The organism is Tianweitania aestuarii (genome assembly GCF_018457165.1).
Classification (GTDB): Bacteria; Pseudomonadota; Alphaproteobacteria; order Rhizobiales; family Rhizobiaceae; genus Tianweitania; species Tianweitania aestuarii.
Map to the genome: position 1 here is coordinate 320,823 of NZ_JAFMNX010000002.1, position 21,381 is coordinate 342,203.

Consider the following 21,381-nt stretch of genomic DNA (forward strand, 5'->3'; position numbering starts at 1 on the left):
TCAATCTTTCATCGACTGCTCACGCAGGGCATCGGCCAGCAGGTTGAGCCCCAAAACGAAGGACATGAGCGCGATCGTCGGCGGCAGGGCCGGATGGATCTGCGCGCGCAGGAGGCGGCTCGCTTCCTTGATCGACGTGCCCCAATCCGGACTTTCCGGTGCCAGGCCCAGGCCGAAATAACCGAGCGTGCCGAGCAGGATCGTGGTGTAACCGATGCGCAGACAGGCATCCACGATCAGCGGGCCGCGGGCATTGGGCAGGATTTCCCAAAGCATGATGTACCAGGGCGTCTCACCGCGTGTTTGCGCCGCCGCTACATAGTCACGCGTCTTGATGTCCATCACCAGGCCGCGCACGATGCGAAACACGCCGGGGCTTGAGGCGAACACAACGGCCACGAAGATATTGAGCTGGTTCGGCGAGATTGAAATCAGATCGAGCGGATCGGCGTCGAACACCAATCCGGCATAGATCCAGGCGCCGAGCACGAATGTCAGGCCGAGCAGCGGATAAAGCCGCTCCGGTCGCGTCTTGAAGCGCGTGTAGAACAGCACCGCAAAGAACACGATCGGAAACAGAAAGAACACCGCCGCCAGCGTGTAAGGGATCGGCGTGTCCATGATGCCCGGCGTGACCAGCAGGTAGAACAGCAGGATCACCGGGAATGCGAGAACGAGGTTCGCCAGAAATGATAGAACCGAGTCGATGCGCCCGCCGTAATAGCCCGCCGGCAGGCCAAGCGTCGTGCCGACCATCAAGGCAAAAGCGGTGGCGGCCGGGGCGATGATCAAAACGATGCGGCTGCCGTAAACCATGCGGCTGAAGATATCGCGCGCCAGACGGTCGCCGCCGAAGAGATAGGCGGCCCCCGATTGCGGATCGACCGCGCCGGGCAGCGCGCCCTTCATGATGGCGACCTGAGCCAGGGGATCAAAGGTCACGATCACGGACGCGAACATGGCCGTGAACAGCCAAAACAGGCAGATCAGAATGCCGGTGACGCCAACGCCGGAGTCAAACAGATGCCCGTAAAGCCCAAGCCGCTTCTTGAAGGTCAGGCTCACAACCAGCACGAGCCCAAGCGCCAGCCACACCGGCCAGAACTGTTTGAGAACGCCGAGAACGATGCCCGTGATGCCGAGATATTCCAGTTGCATCGGGTATCCGCCCTACTGCACGCGAATGCGCGGGTTGAGATAGGCATAGCCGATGTCGGAGATGAGCTGCGTGAACAGCACAACGAAAACCGAGATCAGCGAACAGCCGAGAAGAAGGTCGATGTCGTTGTTGGCAGCACCCTCCACGAGCGCGTAGCCGAAGCCTTGGTAACGAAACATCGTTTCAACGATCACGACGCCCGTCAGCAGCCATGGAAACTGCAGCATGATGACGGTGAACGGCGCGATCAGGGCATTGCGCAGCGCATGCTTGATGACCACGGAACTGAACGACAGGCCCTTTAGACGTGCGGTTCGGATATATTGCTGCGTCATCACCTCCACCATGGAAGCGCGTGTCATGCGGGCGATATAGCCGATGCCGTAGATGGCCATGGTCATGACCGGCAGCGTGAAGTTGGAAAAGGTGATGCCTGTATTGGTCGCCGACGCAGCCGAGCCGTTGAGCCATCCCAGCCACGATGCAAAGATGACGGTGAAGATGACGCCCGACACATATTCCGGCGTTGCTGTCGTGGTGATCGACGCCATCGACAGGGTGCGATCGGTCCGCGTTCCTTCGCGCATGCCGGCCAGAACGCCGATCAGCAGCGAGATCGGCACCATCACCGCCATAACCCAGAACATCAGAATGCCGGTGGCACCCAGCGCCGGAAACAGGCGCTCGGCAACCGACACGCGGAACTTGGTGGAACAGCCGAACTCACCCTGCAACAGGCCGGAATAAGCGGCTTCAGACGGTTCGTCGCAGAAGCGGAAGCGCGGCACGGCCTCGCCGGTCGCGGGGTCGATGTTCGGCTGCTTCGGCATCACGCCCAGCCATTGGCCGTAGCGCACAAAGAAGTTCTGGCGGTAGCCGTTGCGCGTCAGCCAGGATTCCAGCTGCTCCTCGGTCGCGCGCGACTCCGTTTGCGTGATCGCCAGTTTCTTGAGGTTGGGTTCAAGATTGACGAGAAAGAAGACAACCACAGTCAACGCAAACATGGTGAGCACCATGACGCCCAGTCTGCGCAAGATGAAAGAAAACATCGCATCCCCTGCCGCGGATCGAGCACGCCCGCCGGGGCGTGCCTGAGGTTGGGGTCAGTCCATTCGCGTCGAAACAAACGAGTGGCTGAAGGCCTGGATCAGACCTTCATGAAGCGGGCGGCGCCGGAACGCCGCCCTTGGGGATCAGGCCTCCTCGAGCCAGACCTTGCCCAGATTGACCTGCTGCATCGGGTGCTGGATGTAGTTGTGCACCACCGGCTGGTAGTGATTATACACCTTGCGCCAGTAAGGCAGGATGATGATGCCGGAGTCCTGCAGGATCTTCTCGACGTCGCCCATCACCGTCTTGCGCTCTTCGGGATCGACGATCGACAGCGCCTTGGCGAGCTTTTCGTCGAATTCCTTGTTCGACCAGCCGGTTTCGTTCCAGGCTTCGCCGCTGCGATAAGCAAGCGCCAGAACCTGCACGCCGAGCGGACGCATGGTCCAGTTGGTGAGCGAATACGGATACTTCGTCCAGTCGTTCCAGAAGGTCGAGCCCGGCAGAACGGTGCGCTTGATCTTGATGCCGGCATCGCGAAGCTGAGCGGCGATCGCGTCGCCCGTGTTCTTGTGCCAGTCTTCGTCCGACGAGATCAGTTCGTGCTCGAAATCGGCCGCACCGGCCTCCGCAAGAAGCGCCTTGGCCTTTTCGACATCACGCGGCACCTTCGGCAGTTCGACATATTCAGGGTGGATCGGCGCGACATGGTGGTTTTCGCCCACCACGCCGGCATTGTCGACGCCAAGCTGCATCACCACGGCATTGTCGACGCCGAGCTGAAGAGCGTTGCGTACGCGCTGATCGTCATACGGCTTGTTGGTGACGTTGGTGCGCGCAACGATGGTGATCGAGGTCACCGCCTCGTTCCGCTCCAGGCCGAGACCATCCATGATGTCGAGGTAATCGGGCGTGGTTTCATAGTTCGCATGAACTTCGCCAGACTCGAAGGCGTTCACCGCGGCCGATGGATCGGTGCCGTAGTCGATGAACTCGCAGCCATCGAGCATGACCTCGCCGCCCCACCACTTGCCGTCCTCGCGCCGCTTGTAGACGACGCGCTCGCCGACCGCGAAGGATTCCAGCTGGAACGGGCCGGTGCCGATCTTGTTGCGGGTGAAGTCCGAGCCATCCTCGTCGAAGGTCGGGTGAACGACGAGGCAGGGATAATCCGCCAGGTTCGGGATAAAGGAGATGTCCGGCTCGGTGAGCGTGACCTTGACGGTATGATCGTCGACGATCGTAGCGGCGCCTTCGCGGATCTTGCCGGTTTCCTGGTCCACCAGCGTACCCATGCGGGCGACCATCGAGTTGCCTTCAACCGACTTGTCGCACCAGCGGGTCAGGTTGAACATCAGATGCTCGGCAGTTAACGGGTCACCGTTCGTCCAAACCGCTTCTGGACGAAGCTTCATGACGTATTCGGTGGCGTCTTCGTTCACTTCCCAGCTTTCAAGCAGATAGGGCTCGAACGTGTATTCCGGCGTGTAATAAACCAGCGCTTCAAGCGATTGACGCATCGTGTTGGCGATCTCGGTCCAGTCCGCGAGGCGCGGATCCTTTGGCGCCTTGATGAACATCTGAACCTTCAACACGCCGCCTTTGGTCGGCTCGGCATCCTGAGCGCGAGCCGGCGTTGGCAAACCGATCATGCCATAGGCCATCGCGGCGGACGCACCGAAGACGCTGGCAAGCGCCAGGAACTCGCGCCGATCCAGACCACCTGCCTTCACCTGCTCGGCGGCAGCGTGGATGTGGTCCGGTACTTTGTTCCCATTGTTCTTGAAGAAGGTCATCGAGGTTCTCCCACTTGATGTTGCCTTAGTTTCGCTACAATTCAGCATTGCGCCCGAGATGTCAAAGCGCTCTTTTTCTAAGTGTTCCCGACCGCAAATCTGCAACGTTCGCTTCATTTCGGTTGGTGCGATTGCGACAGATAAAAGGAAAATTAGACCACGACTTCGAAGTCGATGGGGCAGGCAAATTTCGATGAGTTCATGCCTGCAGGTGTCGCTGCCACGAAGCTGATCACCAGCCTTTCGCCGGCTTGTGATACCGGCGGTTCAACTTTCGTTGGCTCGCTCTGACAGATTGACTCACGCGCCGAGCAGCGTTCATGTGCTTGTCCAACTGACAGGTCTCGGGGGATGACATGGCGTTGCAGGAGGCAAGGAAAGTCAGCAGCTGGTTGAGCGCCCTTTTGCTTGGGCTGGCGATGATATCGAGTGCTTCGGCGCAGTCCGCACGCACGATCGAAACCACGCCGGATGTCGATTATTTCGGCTTCGACCTGCGCACAGAAAAGGGCCTGTCGCTCGATCAATGCGAAGCGACTTGCCTCGACGACCAGAGCTGCCGCGCTTTCACCTACAACACAAAGGCGCAGTGGTGCTTCCTCAAGTCGGATTTCGACACCACGATCGAAGCGCCGGGCGCCATCGCCGGCAAGGTGGTCGACAAGAATGCCGAACCTGACCTCGGCGCACCGGCCAAGCTGACCTACCTGCCAGCCGATATCGTCGATGAAGCGCGCAAATACCGTGCGACGATCACGGCAGGGCAGGACACGGCCGGGGCCGGCCTGAACGATCTTCTCAACGAAGCCCGGCAAACGGTTGAAGCCGATCCAACGGGAGCAACCGCGCTTTATACCAAGGCCCTCGCGCTTTCGCCGGATGACGGGGCGATCTGGGCCGAGCTGGCACGCGCATCGCTTGCCGCAAGCCCTTCGGGCTATAGCGATCAGCAGACCTTCAACACCAATGCGACGTCGGCAGCCCTGAACGCCTATCTCGTGAGCAGAACCGCAACGCAGCGCGCTAAGGCACTGGCCGCCTTGGGTGCCGCGCTCGACCGCAAGGACCTGTATCGTCCCGCCCTCAGCGCCTACGAAGCGAGCCTCGATCTCGTCAACGATGCCGAAACACAGGCAGCCTTTGCCGACCTGAAGATGCGCAAGGGTTTTCGCATCGTCGACAATTCCGTGGATGCCGATTCCGATACGCCGCGCATCTGCGCGCAGTTTTCCGAAGAGCTGGTGAAGTCGGGCACGGATTACGCGACGTTCGTGACGCTGGACGGCAAGGCGCCGCCGTCGATCGAGGCCAAGAACAAGCAAATCTGCATCGACGGGCTGGAACACGGACACGAATACCGCGTCACCTTCCGCAGCGGATTGCCGGCCGCCATCGGCGAAAGCCTGCAGGCGCCGGTGACGCTGAACCTTTATGTGCGCGACCGCACGCCATCGACGCGCTTTACCGGCGATGCCTTCGTGCTGCCTTCTGCCGGCCGCCACGGCTTGCCGCTCGTCACCGTCAACATGGACTCGGCCAAGCTGCAGCTGTTTCGCATCGGCGATCGCGCGCTGAGCCAGCTTTTGTCCGGCCAACAGTTCCTGCGCCAGCTCGACGGCTACAGCCTGTCCACGGTTGAAAGCGATCTCGGCATGCCGGCCTGGGAAGGCACGATCGACGTGGCCAACGAGCTCAACAAGGAGGTGATCACCTCCTTTCCCGTCGATGAAGCTTTGCCCGAGCGCAAACCCGGCGTTTACGTCATGGTGGCGACGCCAGCGGATGAACGCGGCGAAACCTACAGCAACAAGGCCACCCAATGGTTCGTGGTCTCCGATATCGGTCTTGCGACCTTTACCGGCCAGGATGGGCTCACCGTTTTCGCACGCTCGCTGAACAGCGCCGAGCCGATGGAAGGTGTCGAGCTGACTTTGCTTGCCCGCAACAACGAGGTTCTGGGCACCGCAACCAGCGATGACGACGGCAAGGCGACATTCACGCCGGGCCTGGTGCGCGGCAAGGACGGCCTGGTGCCGACGGCCTTGCTGGCGCGTTCGGGCGACGACTTCGTGTTCCTCGACATGACGCGCGCGGGCTTCGACCTGTCCGACCGTGGCGTCACGGGGCGTGCGCCCCCCGGCGCGCTCGACACCTTCGCGTGGACGGAACGCGGCATCTACCGCTCCGGCGAAACCGTGCATGCCGCAGCCCTCGTGCGCGATAATGAAGCCAAGGCCGTCGGCGCCCTGCCGCTCACCTTCATCTTCACGCGCCCCGACGGCGTGGAAGACCGCCGCATCGTGGTGTCCGACGCTTCGCTCGGCGGCTATGCGGTGGATTTCGCCACCCAGCCGAACGCCATGCGCGGCACGTGGCAGCTGCGCATCCACGCCGACCCGAAGCAGCCGGCGCTTGCTACGCAGAGCTTTCTTGTCGAGGACTTCGTGCCGGATCGCATCGAGTTCGATCTGACCGCGGCGCGGCCCGAGATTGCGGTGGGCGAAGCCGACACGATGACGGTTGACGGCCGCTTTCTTTACGGCGCTCCGGCTGCCGGTCTTACAATCGAAGGCGAGGTCAATGTCCGCACCACCCGGGACTGGGCACGCTTTCCCGGATACCAGTTTGGTCTGGCCGATGAAGACAGCGAGGAACAGGGCCAGGTTCTGCCGCTCGAAAATCTGCCGGTGCTCGACGACCAAGGCAAGGCCAGCTTCGACATCTCCGTCGATGCACCGCCTTCCACCACGCGCCTCCTGAACGCCGAAGTCGTGGTGCGCATGCGCGAAGGCGGCGGCCGCGCCGTGGAGCGCCGCACCGATGTCGCGATCCGACCCGAAACCGATATGATCGGCATCAGGCTCGAAGGCGGCAGCGACTCGGTGCCGGAAGGATCGACGGCGCGGTTCTCCGTGATTGCAGCCGATCCGCAAGGCAACCGCATCGATGCACCCGGCTTGTCCTGGCGGCTGATCAAAATCGACCGCGATTACCAGTGGTATCGGGCGAACGGCTCCTGGAATTACGAGCCCATCATTCGCACATCCAAGATCGCGGAAGGCAAGGTCGATGCGACAGCCGACGCCGAAGCGCAGATCGCGACCCCGGTGGCCTGGGGCCGTTATCGCCTGGAAATCGAGACCGATGATCCAGCCGGTCCGGCCACCAGCCGCGAATTCGAGGCGGGCTGGTATGTGGAAGCAAGCTCGACCGAAACGCCGGACGCGCTCGAAATCGCCTTCGACAAGCCCTCTTATGCCATCGGCGACACCGCGCAGCTGAAGGTCACACCGCGCTTTGGCGGTGAAGCCCTGATCACGATCGGGTCCGAGCGGCTGGTGTCCACCATCACCGCCACCGTTCCGGAAGGCGGCACCACGATCGACGTTCCGGTGACGGAAGCGTTCGGTGCCGGCGCGTATGTGACCGCCACCTTGTTCCGGCCGGGCGAAGCAGTGGAAAGCCGTTTGCCGATGCGCGCGATCGGCATCAAGTGGCTGGCGGTCGATCCTGGCGCCCGCAAGCTCGACGTCGCCCTCGACACACCGGAGAAAAGCGCGCCACGCGCGCCGCTCGTGATCCCGGTTTCGGTGCCGGGCGCGGCGAATAAACAAGCCTACGTCACGGTGGCCGCCGTGGATGTCGGCATCCTCAACTTGACCAGCTACAAGGCGCCCGATCCCGAAGGCTGGTATTACGGCCAGCGCCAGCTCGGGCTGGAGATCCGCGACCTGTATGGCCGCTTGATCGACGGTTCACTCGGCGCCACCGGCCGTATTCGCACCGGTGGTGATGGCGGCGACATGCAGGTGCGCGGCAACCCGCCGAAGGAAAAGCTCGTCGCCTTCTTTTCCGGTCCGGTTGCGCTGGATGATAAAGGAAAGGCGGACATCTCGTTCGACCTGCCGCAGTTCAACGGCACCGTGCGCGTCATGGCCGTGGCCTGGACCGAAGATGCCGTCGGCCATGCGGAAAAGGACGTGATCGTGCGGGATCCGGTGGTGATCACTGCCGGCCTGCCCCGTTTCATGACACCCGGCGACGCCGCCGAGCTGCGTCTCGACCTCGCCAACACCGATGGTCCAGCCGGCAGCTGGACCCTCGACATAACGACCAACGACCAGATCGTTGCCGACGCCGGCACGAATCCAGTCAAACTTGCCGCTGGCGGCAAGGCCACAATCAAGGTGCCGCTGACCGGTATGCAAACGGGTGACGGCCGGATCATGGTCAGCCTGCGGCATCCCGATGGCACTGAGGTCGAACAGGAACTGTTCCTGCCGCTGCGCCCCTCCAATGCGCCGGTCACCACCCGCAATGTCGTGGCGCTCGCACCGTCAGCCAGTTTGACGGTGGATCGCGAGCTGCTGGCTTCCTCGATCCTCGATGGCGCAACCGTCTCTATCGGCGTCACGCCGAACGCAGCCTTCGACGTGGCTTCGCTGGTCATGACGCTCGACCGCTATCCCTATGGCTGTGCCGAGCAGACGACGAGCCGCGCCATGCCTCTGCTTTATCTTTCGGAATTGGCAAAGGCCGCAGGCATCCCCGATGATCCAGCCATTGCGGGCCGCATCCAGGATGCGATCGCGCGGGTTCTGTCCAACCAGTCGTCGTCCGGCAGCTTCGGTCTTTGGGGTCCGGGCTACGGCGATCTCTGGCTCGACGCCTATGTCACCGACTTCCTGACGCGGGCTCGCGAACAGGGTTATGAGGTGCCGGCGCAGGCCATGATGCTGGCGGTCCAGAACCTCGGCAATTCGATTGCCTATGATGTCGACCTTCAGTCCAGGGACAGCGAGATCGCCTACGCATTCTATGTTCTGGCGCGCAACAAGAAGGCCTCGATCGGCGATCTGCGCTATTATGCCGACACTCGCCTGGAGGAGTTCAAAACGCCGATGGCGCGCGCGCAGCTGGGCGCCGCCCTCGCTTTTTACGGCGACACCAATCGCGCAGAAGCAGCCTTCGGCTCGGCCTTCCGGCTGGCCAGCAGCAAAACGGAAAACCAGCTTTATCGCTCTGACTACGGTTCGGACCTGCGCGATGGAGCGGCCATGCTGGCTCTGGCGGCGGAAACCAAGCCGTCGCCCGCCTTTATTCCGCAGATGATCAGCCTCGTCTCGAAGGAGCGTAGCACGCGCAGCTCGACGAGCACCCAGGAAGAAGCCTGGATGACGCTGGCTGCCCGCGCAGTTGTCGCCTCCACCGGCGGCATGAAGCTCGACATCAACGGAACGCCGCAGAGTGGCGGTTATGCACAGCGTATCGACGGCAACACGCTGCAGGATCAGCCGATCACGATCACCAACAACGGAGAGGCCCCCGTTGATGCCGTTGTCACCGCCGTAGCTCCGCCGGTGCAGCCGCTGCCGGCCGGCGGCAACGGCTTTACGATCGAGCGCAGCTACTACCAGTTGAATGGCGAGCCGGTGAGCCCGAGCGAGGTCGAGCAGAACCAGCGCTTCGTTGTGGTGCTGAAGATGCGCGAAGACAATGCGTGGCCCTCGCGCGTGCTCCTCACCGACCTCCTGCCCGCCGGCTTCGAGATCGACAATCCGTCGATCGTCAACAGCGCCAGCCTGGCGAACTTCGACTGGCTGGAGGAAACAGAAGCCGCGCATCTCGAATTCCGCAACGACCGCTTCGTGGCTGCCTTCAACCGCACGGCCGACAGCCCGCGTGACGTGACGGTGGCCTATGTCGTGCGGGCCGTGACGCCCGGCGTGTATGCCCACCCCGCCGCCAGCGTCGAGGACATGTACCGCCCAGAATTCTCGGCCCGCACGGCGAGCGGCATGATGGAGGTCAAGGCGCCCTGAGATGCGGCTTCTTCGTAAGCTCACGATCGGACTTGGCCTTGCCGCTGGTTTGACGATCGGTGCGTGGCAGAGCCTGCTTGCGCTCGATCGCGCCTACCCGCCCCCGCTCGATCAGCCGCCCGCCGTGTCGCGCGAAGTGATTGATCGAAACGGCGCTTTGCTGCGCGCCTTTGCGGCGCCCGATGGTCGCTGGCGGTTGACGGTCGATCTCGACACGATTGATCCGGCTTTGATCGACATGCTGGTCACCTATGAGGACCGCCGCTTCTGGGACCATCACGGCGTCGATCCCTTCGCCGTTCTGCGCGCCGCCGGCCAACTCGTCACGCATGGGCGCATCGTGTCGGGCGGATCGACGATCACGATGCAGCTCGCTCGTTTGCTGGAACCACGCGAGGAACGCTCGATGGGCGCAAAGCTCAGACAGGCGCTTCGTGCTTTGCAGATCGAGCGCCGCCTGAGCAAGCGCGAGATCCTGGAGCGCTATCTCACGCTTGCGCCTTATGGCGGCAATCTCGAAGGCGTGCGGTCGGCGTCGCTCGCCTGGTTTGGACGCGAGCCGCGCGGGCTGGGCGTCGGCGAACAGGCCCTGCTGGTCGCCCTGCCCCAATCGCCGGAAAGCCGCCGACCCGATCGCCACCATGACCGAGCCGTTGCGGCGCGCGACCGGGTTCTCGCCCGCATGGTGGAAGCAGGGCTGCTTGAGGCACCTGAGGCGGCACGCGCGAAAGGCGACCTCGTGCCGTCGCGCCGTCGTGCCCTGCCCGCGCTTGCCGCTCATGCCACGCATTGCATGCAGCGCGACACGCCCGACGCAACCCGCATGCAGCTTACGCTCGACGCCGGCGTGCAAAGCGGGCTCGAAGCCGTAGCGCGCGAAGCGGCGGTGAGGCTCGGACCGAAACTGTCGGTTGCCATGATCATGGCCGATGCTGGTACGGGCGAGATCATCGGCGATGTCGGCTCGGCCGCCTTCTTCGACAATCAGCGCGCCGGCTGGATCGACATGACGCGGGTGCCGCGCTCGCCCGGCTCGACGCTGAAGCCCTTCATCTATGCGCTGGCCTTCGAGGAAGGGCTGGTCGCGCAGGAAACGATCATCGAGGATCGGCCAGCTGATTTCGCGGGCTATCGGCCCAAGAACTTCGACATGCACTACCAGGGCGATGTGCCGGTCCGGCAAGCGCTGCAGATGTCGCTCAACGTTCCGGCGATCCGCCTGCTGGATGCCGTTGGTCCCGCAAGGCTGGTCGGACGTTTCCGGCAGGCCGGCGTGTCGGTGCAGCTGCCGCGCGGGGAAAAGCCTGGACTGGCGATCGGCCTCGGCGGCGCGGGTCTGACCCTGCGCGATCTCGTTCAGCTTTACACCGCGCTTGCCAATCGTGGCCGTGCGGCGGTGCTGACGGAGGTGCCGCAGGACAGCCCGATCCTCACCGGCATGATGGAGCCGCAGGCGGTCTGGCAGATCGGCGACATGCTGTCGGGCGTGATGCCGCCGGAAGGCGCGCCCGATCTGCGGCTCGCCTATAAGACGGGCACGAGCTACGGTCACCGCGATGCCTGGTCGATCGGCTATGACGGAAGGCATGTTTTGGGCGTGTGGGTCGGTCGCGCCGATGGTGGATCGGTGCCGGGCCTGTCCGGTTTCGCCTCCGCTGCGCCGATCCTGTTCGAAGGCTTCAAGCGCTCCGGCGTCGGGCAGATCCAGCTGCCGCCGGCGCCCGCCGGTGCCTTGCGGCAGAACCGCGCCGATCTGCCGGTGACGCTGCGCCGCTTCACCAGCGCCTTGGACACGACGCCAAAGGTCAGCGAAGCCGCACCGCAGATCATCTTCCCGCCGGAAGGCGCACGCATGGCGCTGGACGCGGCGAGCGGCGAGCCGCTTGCCCTGTCCTTGAAACTGCAGGGCGGACGCGCACCCTTCCGATGGCTGGCCAACGGCAAGCCTTTGGAAGGCATCGTTCGGCGACGCACCGCCAGCTGGACGCCGGATGGAGCGGGTTTCTCGACGTTGACGGTGATCGATGCGGCCGGACGCGCCGCCAGCGTCAACGTGTTTGCCGAATAAGCTGACCACCAAAGCGGCATCTGCTTAACCGATCGGCAGATCGGCACTGGCCCAATTGACCTCGCCGCTGACCTGTCGCAAGGAAGGCGACAAGCGGGCTGTGCGCCGAAACGGCTGCCGCGCTGACACTTGCAGGTGATGGGATGACCAGCCTCGCGCTTCCCGCGCAGAGCCGCTCTTCGCTTTGGCGTATGGAAATCATGGCGATGCTGGCGCTCGCCTGGCCGATGGTGATGACCAATCTCGGCCAGATCGCGATGACCACCACGGACGTTCTCATGGTCGGTCGGCTCGGACCGGACGCGATCGCTGCGGCAGCACTCGGCACCAGCCTGTATTTTCTGCCGACGATCTTCGGCATCGGCCTGGTCACGGCGACGTCGCCGATGGCGGCGCGTGAACTTGGCCGCAACCGGTTTGCCGTGCGCGAAACGCGCCGGACCATCCGGCAGGGCTTGTGGCTCGCGATCCTGTATTCCGTTCCCGCCTGGATCTTTCTGTGGAACGCGGAAGCAATTTTTCTGCTGATGGGCCAATCACCCGAATTGGCAGCGGGCGCCGGCGCTTATGTGCGGGCGCTGCAATGGGCGACGCTGCCGTTTCACGCTTATCTCGTTTTGCGCTCCTTCATTTCCGCGCTGGAGCGGCCCGGCTGGGCGCTCGTCGTGGTGGCCTTCGCCATCGTCTTCAACATTCTGGCGAACTGGCTGTTGATCTTCGGGCATTTCGGCTTCCCCGCAATGGGCGTGCCGGGGTCAGGCGCGGCGACCACGCTGTCCAGCACGCTGATGTTTCTGGGACTGGCGGCGGTTGTCGCGTGGAAAGCGCCCTTTCGGCGCTACCATATCTTCGGACGGTTCTGGCGCTCCGACTGGCCGCGCTTCGTGGCCTTGTTGAAGCTCGGCTTGCCGATTGCCGCCATCCTCACCTTCGAGGTCTCGATCTTCAACGCTGCCGCCTTCCTAATCGGGTTGATCGGCACCGATTCCCTTGCCGCGCATGCCATCGCGATGCAGATCGCGTCCGTGACCTTCATGGTGCCGATGGGGCTTGGACAAGCCGTCACCGTGCGCGTGGGTCTGGCGTTCGGTGGCGAAGACAAGGCGGGCGTCACACGCGCCGGCTGGACGGCATTCGTCATGGGTGTGCTGTTCATGGGCGTGGCGGCGCTGGTGATGATCGTGTTTCCGGGCTTGTTGATCGGCGCCTTCATCGATCTCGGTGATCCTGCCAATGCACGCGTCGTGGATCTCGCTATCGTCTTTCTGGCTGTGGCCGGCCTGTTCCAGATCGTCGACGGCGCGCAGGCGGTGGCAAGCGGCATGCTGCGCGGTTTACAGGATACCACCATCCCGATGATCTATGCCGCGATCGGCTACTGGGGCATCGGCCTGCCGCTCGGCGCGCTTCTGGCGTTCCACTTCAACATGGGCGGCCTTGGCATCTGGATCGGCCTGTTTGCCGGTCTGGCGGTGGTCGCCGTGCTTCTGGTTTACCGCTGGACGCGCCGCGACACCTTCAAACCCGCACCGCTTCCGGAAGATGTCGTGGTCGCGGTGCATTGAGGTCGACCGGGCGCGTTCAGCCCGGCGCGATCATCCGCGTCGTTCTTTTGCCCTTTTGATCAGGCTTCTGGAGCACTCGCACCATGCCGTTGGCAGCAGAAAACGCTTGTCTGATCGCCGCCTTTTACTGGCGGCGTTGGCAAGATCGTCACCATCTAGGTTGACGTTCGCTCTCATGATTGCATGTTCGTGCGCACGATAAACGGGACCGCTGCCGTCTATAATGTCTAAATTGCTGCGCCTTTTGTTCGCGCTTTTCCTCCTATCCAGCCCTGCCCTCGCACAGGTCGACGCTTCCAGCCAGACCGAAGCGCCGCAGGCGAGTGTGGATGATCTTGTCCGGCTGCTGGAAAACGAAAAAACGCGCAACGAGCTGATCGAGCGCCTGCGCACGGCCGCACCTCCCCAAAACGCGGAACAGGCTGCTCAGCAGGCCGAAGGCATGGCGGATCCCACCATTGCACGCCAGATCGCCGAATATACCCGCACCATAGCGGAAGGCGCATCGAACACGGTCGGTGCCATGGTCGATCTCGTGGGTGAGGTGGACGAGGTCTTTGCCGGTTCCGCCACCCGCGATTATTCGCAGTTTCTCGGTCTTCTCACGCAGATCGGCATTCTCGCCGGCATCCTGATCGGCGGCTATTTCCTGCTGCGCGGCATCGCAGCCTGGCTCGAACACAAGATCTACAAGCGTGTCAGCACAGCCGGTTGGGTCCCGCGGGCCTTCGGCATGTTCTTCGGACTGCTCCTGCGGATGGGCGCGGTGATTGCCGCATGGGCTGCCGGATACGCGGTCAGCCTTTATCTTCTGGGCGGCTCCCATGGTCGGATGACCATCAACCACACCCTGCTCCTCAACGCCTTTCTGGCGGTGGAAACCTGCCGGGTCGTTCTGCTCGTTCTCCTTCAGCCCCATAGCCCACGGCTGCGCTTCATCCGGATGAGCGATACCACGGCGGCCTACTGGTACTTCTGGGTTGCGCGGATCATCGGCCTCGCAGGCTACACCTTCATGTTCTTCGCACCCGTGCTCGCCGCAACGGTCAGTCCGAACGCCGCGCAGGCCCTGCGCATCCTGGTGATGCTGACGACGCTGATCATCGGCATCGTCATCGTGCTGCAGAACAAGGACAATGTTCGACGCGCCATGATGCACCGGGTGAGCGAAGGCCATAACGACGTTCTGGCCAAGACGCTCGCCTTCGTGGGCACCTACTGGCACATCATCGCGATCATCTATCTCGTCGCCATCTTCGTTCTGTGGCTCGCCAATCCCGAAGACGCCCTTCCCTTCGTTCTGGGCGCCACGATCCAGTCGATCGTGTCGGTCGCAATCGGCCTCCTGATCATCGCCTTCATCTCGCGTTTCATGCGCGCCGGCATCTGGTTGCCCGAAGACGTGAAGGAGCGCCTGCCACTGCTTGAAGCGCGTCTGCACGCCTTTGTGCCGCGCGTGATGCAGGCGGTGCGCACGGTCGTTCTCATCGGCATCCTGATCGCGATCGCGCAGGCCTGGGGGCTGATCGACTTCCTGGGCTGGGCGGCCAGCGAAACGGGCCAGCGTCTCACCGGCTCGGTGATCTCGGCGCTGATCATCCTGCTGGTCGGTTTCGTGATCTATCTCGCCGTTTCATCCTGGGTGGAATACCGGTTGAACCCGAACTTCGGCACGATACCCACGGCGCGCGAACGAACGCTTCTGTCGCTCTTCCGCAATGCCTTCACCGTTGCCCTGACCGTGTTCGTGGTGATGCTGGCGCTGGCGCAGATCGGCATCAACATCGCCCCGTTGCTGGCTGGTGCGGGCGTTCTCGGCTTGGCCATCGGCTTTGGTGCGCAGAAGTTCGTTCAGGACATCATCACGGGCGTCTTCATTCAGCTGGAAAACATCATGAACGAAGGCGACGTCGTGGAAGCCGGCGGAAAATCAGGCGTGGTGGAAAAACTCACCATCCGCTCCGTGTCGATCCGCTCGCTGGACGGAACGCTGCATCTGATCCCGTTCTCGTCCGTGGACATGGTGTCCAACTCGATGAAGGGCTTCTCCTATCATCTCGCCGAGATCGGCGTGGCTTATGACAGCGACATCGACACGGTGCGTCTGGCCATGAACGAGGCTTTCGAGGAGTTGATGCAGACCGATTTCAGCGCCTCGATCATCGAGCCGCTCGATATCCAGGGCATCACGCTGTTCGGCGATTCCGCCATTACGGTTCGCGGCCGCATCAAGACATTGCCGGGCTCGCAATGGGCGATCGGCCGCCGCTACAACGAAGCGATCAAGACGGCGTTCGAACGGCATGGCATCGAGATCCCGTTCCCGCAGGTAACCTATCACGCTGCGGCGGGCGCCAAGCCGGCCGCAGATCAGCCGGCGATCCTTGGACTGGGTGCGTCTGGTTCGGAAACGTCGAAGGAACCGAAGGAAGCGGGAGCGACCTGAGGGGTTCAAACCCTCAAGCGAGCTGGCCGCGAGTGGATGCGTTTGGTGTCAACGCATCCACCAATTCGAAGGCTTAGCCTTCGACGCGCTTTCCGTTGGCATCAAAGAAATGCAGCTTGGCGCGTGGCGCAAAGATCGGCAGCACGGCGCCCGGTTCGGCGATTGAACGGCCGGGCACGCGAACAACGAGGCGGTGTGTGCCCGCCTTGCCATGCAGGAAGCTTTCGGCGCCGACAGGCTCCACGGCTTCCACGGTCAGCTGGGTCTTCAGGCCCTCGCCGGCATAATCGCCCTGCTCGATGTCTTCCGGCCGAATGCCGAGCGTGGTGGTGCCGGGCGGAACGCTGACGCCGAGATCGGACAGATCGGCCACCGTCAGCGGCGCACCCGTCTTGCCGCCATTGCCACCAAGCAGGTTCATGGGGGGCGCGCCGATGAAGCTCGCGACAAAGGTGGACGCCGGCTTCTCGTAGATGTCGAGCGGCTTGCCGACCTGTTCCACCAGGCCGCCATTCATCACCACGAGCTGGTCGGCCAGCGTCATGGCTTCGAGCTGGTCATGCGTGACGTAAACGCTGGTGACTTCAAGCGAACGCTGCAGGTTCTTGATCTCGACGCGCATCTGGCCGCGCAGCTTGGCGTCGAGGTTGGACAGCGGCTCATCGAACAGGAAGACCTTGGGATTGCGCACGATGGCGCGGCCCATGGCGACGCGCTGACGCTGACCGCCGGACAGTTCGCGCGGGCGACGATCAAGCAGCGCAGAAAGCTCGAGCGTTTCAGCGGCACGCTTCACGCGCGCGTCGATCTCGTCCTTCTTCATGCCCCGGTTGCGCAGACCGTAGGCCATGTTGTCGTAGACCTTCATATGCGGATAAAGCGCATAGTTCTGGAACACCATGGCGATGTCGCGTTCGGCCGGACCGACCTCGTTGACCACGCGGCCATCGATGTCGATCGTGCCGTGGGTGATGGATTCCAGTCCGGCGATCATGCGCAAAAGCGTGGATTTGCCACAGCCGGACGGGCCGACCAGCACGCACATCGCCTTGTCGGCAATGGAAATGTCGACGCCCTTCACGGCCTCGACGCTGCCACCATAAACCTTGCGGACGCCTTTCAGCTCAACGGTTGCCATTCCGGTCTTATTTCTCCGTTTCAACGAGGCCGCGCACGAACCATCGTTGCATGAACACAACCACCAGAACCGGCGGTACGATCGACAAGATGCAAGTGACCATCACCAGATGCCACGGCGTGTCTGCATCGGCGAAAGAGATCATCTTCCGCAGTCCGATGACGATCGTGTTCATGTCGTTGCGATTGGTAACAAGCAGCGGCCAGAGATACTGCGTCCAGCCATAGATGAAGAGGATCACGAACAGGGCTGCGATGTTGGTGGCCGACAGGGGAAGAAGGATGTCCTTGAAGAAGCGCCAAGGCCCTGCCCCATCCACGCGCGCGGCTTCCACCAGCTCACCGGGAATGGTGAGAAAGAACTGGCGAAAAAGCAAAGTCGCGGTCGCCGAGGCGATCAGGGGCACGATCAGGCCGGCATAGGTATCGATCAGATTGAGATCGACCATCACCTTGTAGGTCGGCAGAATGCGAACCTCGACCGGCAGCATCAGCGTGATGAAGATCAGCCAGAAGAACACCATGCGCAGCGGAAAGCGGAAGAACACGATCGCATAAGCGGACAGGATCGAAATGAAGATCTTGCCCAGCGCGATGCCGAGCGCCACGATGGTGGAATTGAGCAGCAGTGTCCAGACAGTCACGCCGCCGAGCTGACCGATGCCGCCAAACAGCGCCTGATAATAGTTGGCGAAGAACTCGCGTCCGGGCAGCAAGGGCAGCGGCGGGCGCAGGATCGTTTGCAGCGAATGAGTCGACGCCACGAAGGTGTAATAGATTGGAAAGGCGACGATCAGGATGCCAATGATCAGCGTCACATGCGCTATGATCCGGGAAACACTGGATTGGCCGATCATGCGCGCCTCAGCCATAATGCACCTTCTTTTCGACATAGCGGAACTGCACGGCGGTAAGCGCGATGACGATCACCATCAGGATCACAGATTGCGCAGCGCTTTCGCCGAGGATGAGGTTCACGAAGCCGTCGTTATAGACCTTGTAGACCAGCGTTTCAGTGGCCTTGCCCGGACCGCCGCCTGTCACGGCATGGATGATGCCGAACGTGTCGAAGAAGGCATAGGTCGTGTTGATCACGAGCAGGAAGAAGGTGGTGGGGGCCAGCAGCGGAAAGATGATCGTCCAGAAGCGCTTCGTTTCGCCCGCGCCATCAATGGCAGCGGCTTCAACCAGTGTCTTCGGGATTGCCTGCAAGCCAGCGACAAAGAACAGGAAATTATAGCTGATCTGCTTCCAGGCCGCGGCAACGATCACCAGCAGCATGGCCTGTGGGCCGTTCAACAGCGGATCCCAGTAAATGCCGGCCGAGCGCAGCATGTAGGCGAATGTGCCCATCGAGGGGTTGAACATGAAGAGCCACAACATACCGGCGATCGCGGGTGCCACCGCATAGGGCCAGATCATCAGTGTGCGGTAGAACCCCTTCCCGCGGATCACCTTGTCAGCCATCACGGCAAGGAACATGGCGACCGCCATGGCAAGCACGGCCGTGGCAACCGAGAAGATCACCGTCACCTGAATGGAGTTCAGGTAGTTCGGGTCGGACAATACGCGGCGAAAGTTGTCCAGACCGACAAAGGCGCTGTCGAGACCGAAGGGATCTTCGCGCAGCGTCGACTGGTAGATCGCCTGGCTGGCCGGCCAGTAAAAGAAGACCAGCGTAATCGCCAGCTGCGGCGCAACCAGCAGATAAGGCAGGAACTTGTTGGGAAACGTGACGCGGGGGCTCAAACGGGGTCCTCACGATAAGAGCTTTCCCGCACCCGGACCGGATGCGAGAGCGGCCTACCCCTCACCTCTCGAAGGGTAAGCCGTTGCTTCATCTAACACATTTCATTTTGCCGGCAAGCTTAGTTGCCGAGTGCCTGCTTGATGGCCTCATTGCCGCGCTGAACGGCGTTGTCGAGCGCCTGCTGTGCGGTCTGCTGACCGGCCAGCATCTTCTCATATTCCTCGTTGAGGATGTCGCGAACCTGCGGAAGGTTGGCGAGGCGCACGCCCTTCGAATTGGCGGTCGGCTCCTTGCCCATCATCTGCTGGATCGGGATCTCACGGCCCGGATTCTTTTCATAGAAGCCGGACTTCTTGGTGTCCTCGTAAGCAGCCAGCGTCACCGGCATGTAACCGGATACCTGATGCAGGCGAGCCTGGATCGGGGTCTGCGACAGGAACTCGAAGAAGGCGGCGACGCCCTTGTACTTCTCTTCATCCTTGCCACCGAACACCCAAAGGCTCGCGCCACCGGGGATCGTGTTCTGCGGCGCGCCTTGGACGCCTTCTTCATAAGGCAGCTTGCCGGTGCCGAAGTTCATGCCCGACTTCACGACGTCGCCGAGACCACCCGACGATTCGGTCAGCATGGCGCATTCGCCCGACAGGAACAGGTTCTTCGCCTCAGAAGTGCGGCCGCCATATTTGAAGGTGCCGTCCTTCGCGAGATCGGCGATATCCTGGAAGTGCTTCACGAATTCCGGCGAGTTGACCTTCAGCTCGACGTCGAGCGACGCGATGCCGTTCTCGTTCGTGCCCCACTGCAGGTTGTTCCAGGCAGCGAAGTTCTCCGTCTGGATCCAGGTCAACCAGGTCGAGGTGAAGCCGCAATTGGCAGCGCCGCTGGTCTTGATCTTCTTGGCGGCGTCCCACACTTCCGACCAGGTCTTGGGCGGATTGTCGACGTCGAGACCAGCCTTCTGGAAGGCGTCCTTGTTGTAATACAGGATCGGCGAGGACGAGTTGTACGGGAAGGACAGCATCGTGCCGTCCGGCTTCGAATAATAGGAAACGATGCCGCCGAGGTATTTGCTCTTGTCGAAGGTCGCACCGCCCATCGACAGGATTTCGGCGACCGGCTTGATCGCCTTTTCGGCCTGCATCATGACGCCGGTACCGGCATCGAAGACCTGAATGATATCGGGCGCCTGGCGCGCGCGGAAAGCGGCAATGCCGGCATTCAGCGTTTCAGGATAGGTGCCCTTGAACACCGGCACGACCTTGTAGTCGGACTGGCTTTCGTTGAATTCCTTGGCGAGCGTCTCGACGACCTCGTTGTTGGCGCCCGTCATGGCGTGCCACCAGCTGATCTCAGTCACGGCAAACGACGCCGATGTCGAAAGCAGCGTCACCGACGCGGCAACAATGGCTGTAAGCCCAATGGTCTTCATAATCTCGCTCCCATATCTTTGGCGAAATGTGGTCTTCCGCTCACGGGAGTATTCACGCTGAATGACTGCGCGACAACTCTTTTATGACAGTTTCGTGACAATCCAACAACAAACAAGAAAGCCGACTTACAATCGGTAAGCCGGCTTCCTCAAATCAGCAAGATTGTTGCTGCGAAATCAGACTTTTCCGGCGTATTCGCCGACTTCGATCTCGCCTGCAATGTCCGGGCGCATCATTGCCATATGAAGGTTGGCATTCACAAAACCGGCCGGCGAGCCGCAGTCGAAGGTGCGGCCGGAGAATTCATAAGGACGAATGTCCTGCGTTTCCATCAGCTTGATGAGCGCATCGGTCAGCTGGATTTCACCGCCGGCGCCGGGTGTCTGGTTCTGCAACAAATCGAAGATCTGCGGCTGCAGGATATAACGGCCGGAGATATAGAGGTTTGACGGCGCCGTGCCCTGTGGCGGCTTTTCAACCATGCCGGTGATGCGACGGTCGTCGCCGTCCGACAGCGACACGATGCCGAACTTGTGGGCTTCTTCCGGCTTGCACTGCTCGACCGCGATGACGTTGCCGCCGGCCTTGTCATAGACCGACACCAGCGACTGCATGCAAGGCTGCTGATCCACCATGAGCATGTCAGGCAGGAGAACGGCAAACGGCTCGTCGCCAATCACATGGCGGGCAGCCCAAACGGCGTGGCCGAGACCACGCGCTTCCTGCTGACGCACAAACGAAATGGAGCCGGCCTTGGGCGTCATGGATGTGAGCTTGTCGGCAACGCCGAGCTTGTTCTTCGAGCGCAGCGACGAATCGAGTTCGAAAGCATGATCGAAATGATCTTCGATCACGCCTTTGCCGCGACCGATCACCACCACGATATGCTCGATCCCGGAGGCGAAAGCCTCTTCCACGATGTAATCGATGATAGGACGATCCACCACGGTGAGCATCTCCTTGGCGACGCTCTTGGTGGCTGGAAGCATGCGGGTACCGAAGCCCGCTGCTGGAATTACGGCTTTGCGAATGTTTTTGGTCATGCAGCGTTCAGCTTCGATCTGACAGGGATGGCTGAGCATATGGTGCAGCAAAGAAGTTACACAATGGTTCCGTTAAAGCGCGATATTGCAAGCGCAGGCCGGTACACAAAGAACG

The 21,381-nt window shown here is 61.9% G+C and carries 12 protein-coding genes; 4 read left to right on the plus strand and 8 right to left on the minus strand.

Annotated elements, in window-relative coordinates; all coding sequences use genetic code 11:
• From JYU29_RS09715 to JYU29_RS09725, 3 genes are all read right to left on the minus strand, one after another.
• Window positions 1-1,158: an ABC transporter permease gene (locus JYU29_RS09715; RefSeq protein WP_213984605.1), complete on the minus strand. Its 1,158-nt coding sequence runs from the start codon at window positions 1,156-1,158 to the stop codon at window positions 1-3.
• 12 nt (window positions 1,159-1,170) lie between these two features.
• The gene (locus JYU29_RS09720; RefSeq protein WP_213984606.1) at window positions 1,171-2,208 is read right to left on the minus strand and encodes an ABC transporter permease; all 1,038 of its coding nucleotides are present in this window, start codon (window positions 2,206-2,208) and stop codon (window positions 1,171-1,173) included.
• Window positions 2,209-2,352: 144 nt separating this feature from the next.
• Window positions 2,353-4,005 (minus strand): ABC transporter substrate-binding protein, encoded by a 1,653-nt coding sequence (locus JYU29_RS09725; protein ID WP_213984607.1) that lies wholly within the window; start codon window positions 4,003-4,005, stop codon window positions 2,353-2,355.
• Between the two features lie 356 nt (window positions 4,006-4,361).
• Between JYU29_RS09725 and JYU29_RS09730 the strand changes: the two genes are divergently transcribed.
• The 4 genes from JYU29_RS09730 to JYU29_RS09745 all read left to right on the plus strand — a co-directional run bounded on the left by JYU29_RS09730 (window position 4,362) and on the right by JYU29_RS09745 (window position 15,906).
• On the plus strand, window positions 4,362-9,827 hold the full coding sequence (locus JYU29_RS09730; protein ID WP_213984608.1) for an alpha-2-macroglobulin family protein: 5,466 nt from the start codon (window positions 4,362-4,364) through the stop codon (window positions 9,825-9,827).
• A 1-nt stretch (window position 9,828) separates the two neighbouring features.
• The gene (gene pbpC, locus JYU29_RS09735) at window positions 9,829-11,895 is read left to right on the plus strand and encodes a penicillin-binding protein 1C (RefSeq protein WP_213984609.1); all 2,067 of its coding nucleotides are present in this window, start codon (window positions 9,829-9,831) and stop codon (window positions 11,893-11,895) included.
• Between the two features lie 143 nt (window positions 11,896-12,038).
• Entirely contained in the window at window positions 12,039-13,460 is a 1,422-nt protein-coding gene (locus tag JYU29_RS09740; protein ID WP_213984610.1) for an MATE family efflux transporter, read from the plus strand.
• Between the two features lie 223 nt (window positions 13,461-13,683).
• Window positions 13,684-15,906 carry a mechanosensitive ion channel domain-containing protein gene (locus JYU29_RS09745; RefSeq protein ID WP_213984611.1) on the plus strand — a complete coding sequence of 741 codons (2,223 nt, stop codon included), beginning with the start codon at window positions 13,684-13,686 and terminating at the stop codon, window positions 15,904-15,906.
• Between the two features lie 73 nt (window positions 15,907-15,979).
• Here JYU29_RS09745 and JYU29_RS09750 read toward each other — a convergent pair whose 3' ends face one another.
• The 5 genes from JYU29_RS09750 to galU form a co-directional block, all read right to left on the minus strand.
• A complete protein-coding gene (locus JYU29_RS09750) occupies window positions 15,980-17,044 on the minus strand; it encodes a sn-glycerol-3-phosphate import ATP-binding protein UgpC (protein WP_213984612.1) in 1,065 nt (354 codons plus the stop codon).
• A gap of 7 nt (window positions 17,045-17,051) precedes the next feature.
• Window positions 17,052-17,915 (minus strand): sn-glycerol-3-phosphate ABC transporter permease UgpE, encoded by an 864-nt coding sequence (gene ugpE / locus JYU29_RS09755; RefSeq protein ID WP_213984613.1) that lies wholly within the window; start codon window positions 17,913-17,915, stop codon window positions 17,052-17,054.
• Window positions 17,908-18,792, minus strand: coding sequence for a sn-glycerol-3-phosphate ABC transporter permease UgpA (ugpA, locus tag JYU29_RS09760; RefSeq protein ID WP_213984614.1), 885 nt, complete (start codon window positions 18,790-18,792; stop codon window positions 17,908-17,910). Before ugpA ends, ugpE begins: the two co-directional genes overlap by 8 nt.
• A 119-nt stretch (window positions 18,793-18,911) precedes the next feature.
• Complete coding sequence (gene ugpB, locus JYU29_RS09765; RefSeq protein WP_213984615.1) at window positions 18,912-20,222, minus strand: sn-glycerol-3-phosphate ABC transporter substrate-binding protein UgpB; 1,311 nt, start codon at window positions 20,220-20,222, stop codon at window positions 18,912-18,914.
• 177 nt (window positions 20,223-20,399) lie between these two features.
• A complete protein-coding gene (gene galU, locus JYU29_RS09770) occupies window positions 20,400-21,266 on the minus strand; it encodes a UTP--glucose-1-phosphate uridylyltransferase GalU (protein ID WP_213984616.1) in 867 nt (288 codons plus the stop codon).
• Window positions 21,267-21,381: the final 115 nt, after the last annotated feature.

Coding starts and splice junctions, on each gene's coding strand:
- JYU29_RS09715 (WP_213984605.1), bottom strand. CDS start 1,158: ATGCAACTGGAATATCTCGGCATCACGGGCATCGTTCTCGGCGTTCTC.
- JYU29_RS09720 (WP_213984606.1), bottom strand. CDS start 2,208: ATGTTTTCTTTCATCTTGCGCAGACTGGGCGTCATGGTGCTCACCATG.
- JYU29_RS09725 (WP_213984607.1), bottom strand. CDS start 4,005: ATGACCTTCTTCAAGAACAATGGGAACAAAGTACCGGACCACATCCAC.
- JYU29_RS09730 (WP_213984608.1), top strand. CDS start 4,362: ATGGCGTTGCAGGAGGCAAGGAAAGTCAGCAGCTGGTTGAGCGCCCTT.
- pbpC (WP_213984609.1), top strand. CDS start 9,829: ATGCGGCTTCTTCGTAAGCTCACGATCGGACTTGGCCTTGCCGCTGGT.
- JYU29_RS09740 (WP_213984610.1), top strand. CDS start 12,039: ATGACCAGCCTCGCGCTTCCCGCGCAGAGCCGCTCTTCGCTTTGGCGT.
- JYU29_RS09745 (WP_213984611.1), top strand. CDS start 13,684: ATGTCTAAATTGCTGCGCCTTTTGTTCGCGCTTTTCCTCCTATCCAGC.
- JYU29_RS09750 (WP_213984612.1), bottom strand. CDS start 17,044: ATGGCAACCGTTGAGCTGAAAGGCGTCCGCAAGGTTTATGGTGGCAGC.
- ugpE (WP_213984613.1), bottom strand. CDS start 17,915: ATGGCTGAGGCGCGCATGATCGGCCAATCCAGTGTTTCCCGGATCATA.
- ugpB (WP_213984615.1), bottom strand. CDS start 20,222: ATGAAGACCATTGGGCTTACAGCCATTGTTGCCGCGTCGGTGACGCTG.
- galU (WP_213984616.1), bottom strand. CDS start 21,266: ATGACCAAAAACATTCGCAAAGCCGTAATTCCAGCAGCGGGCTTCGGT.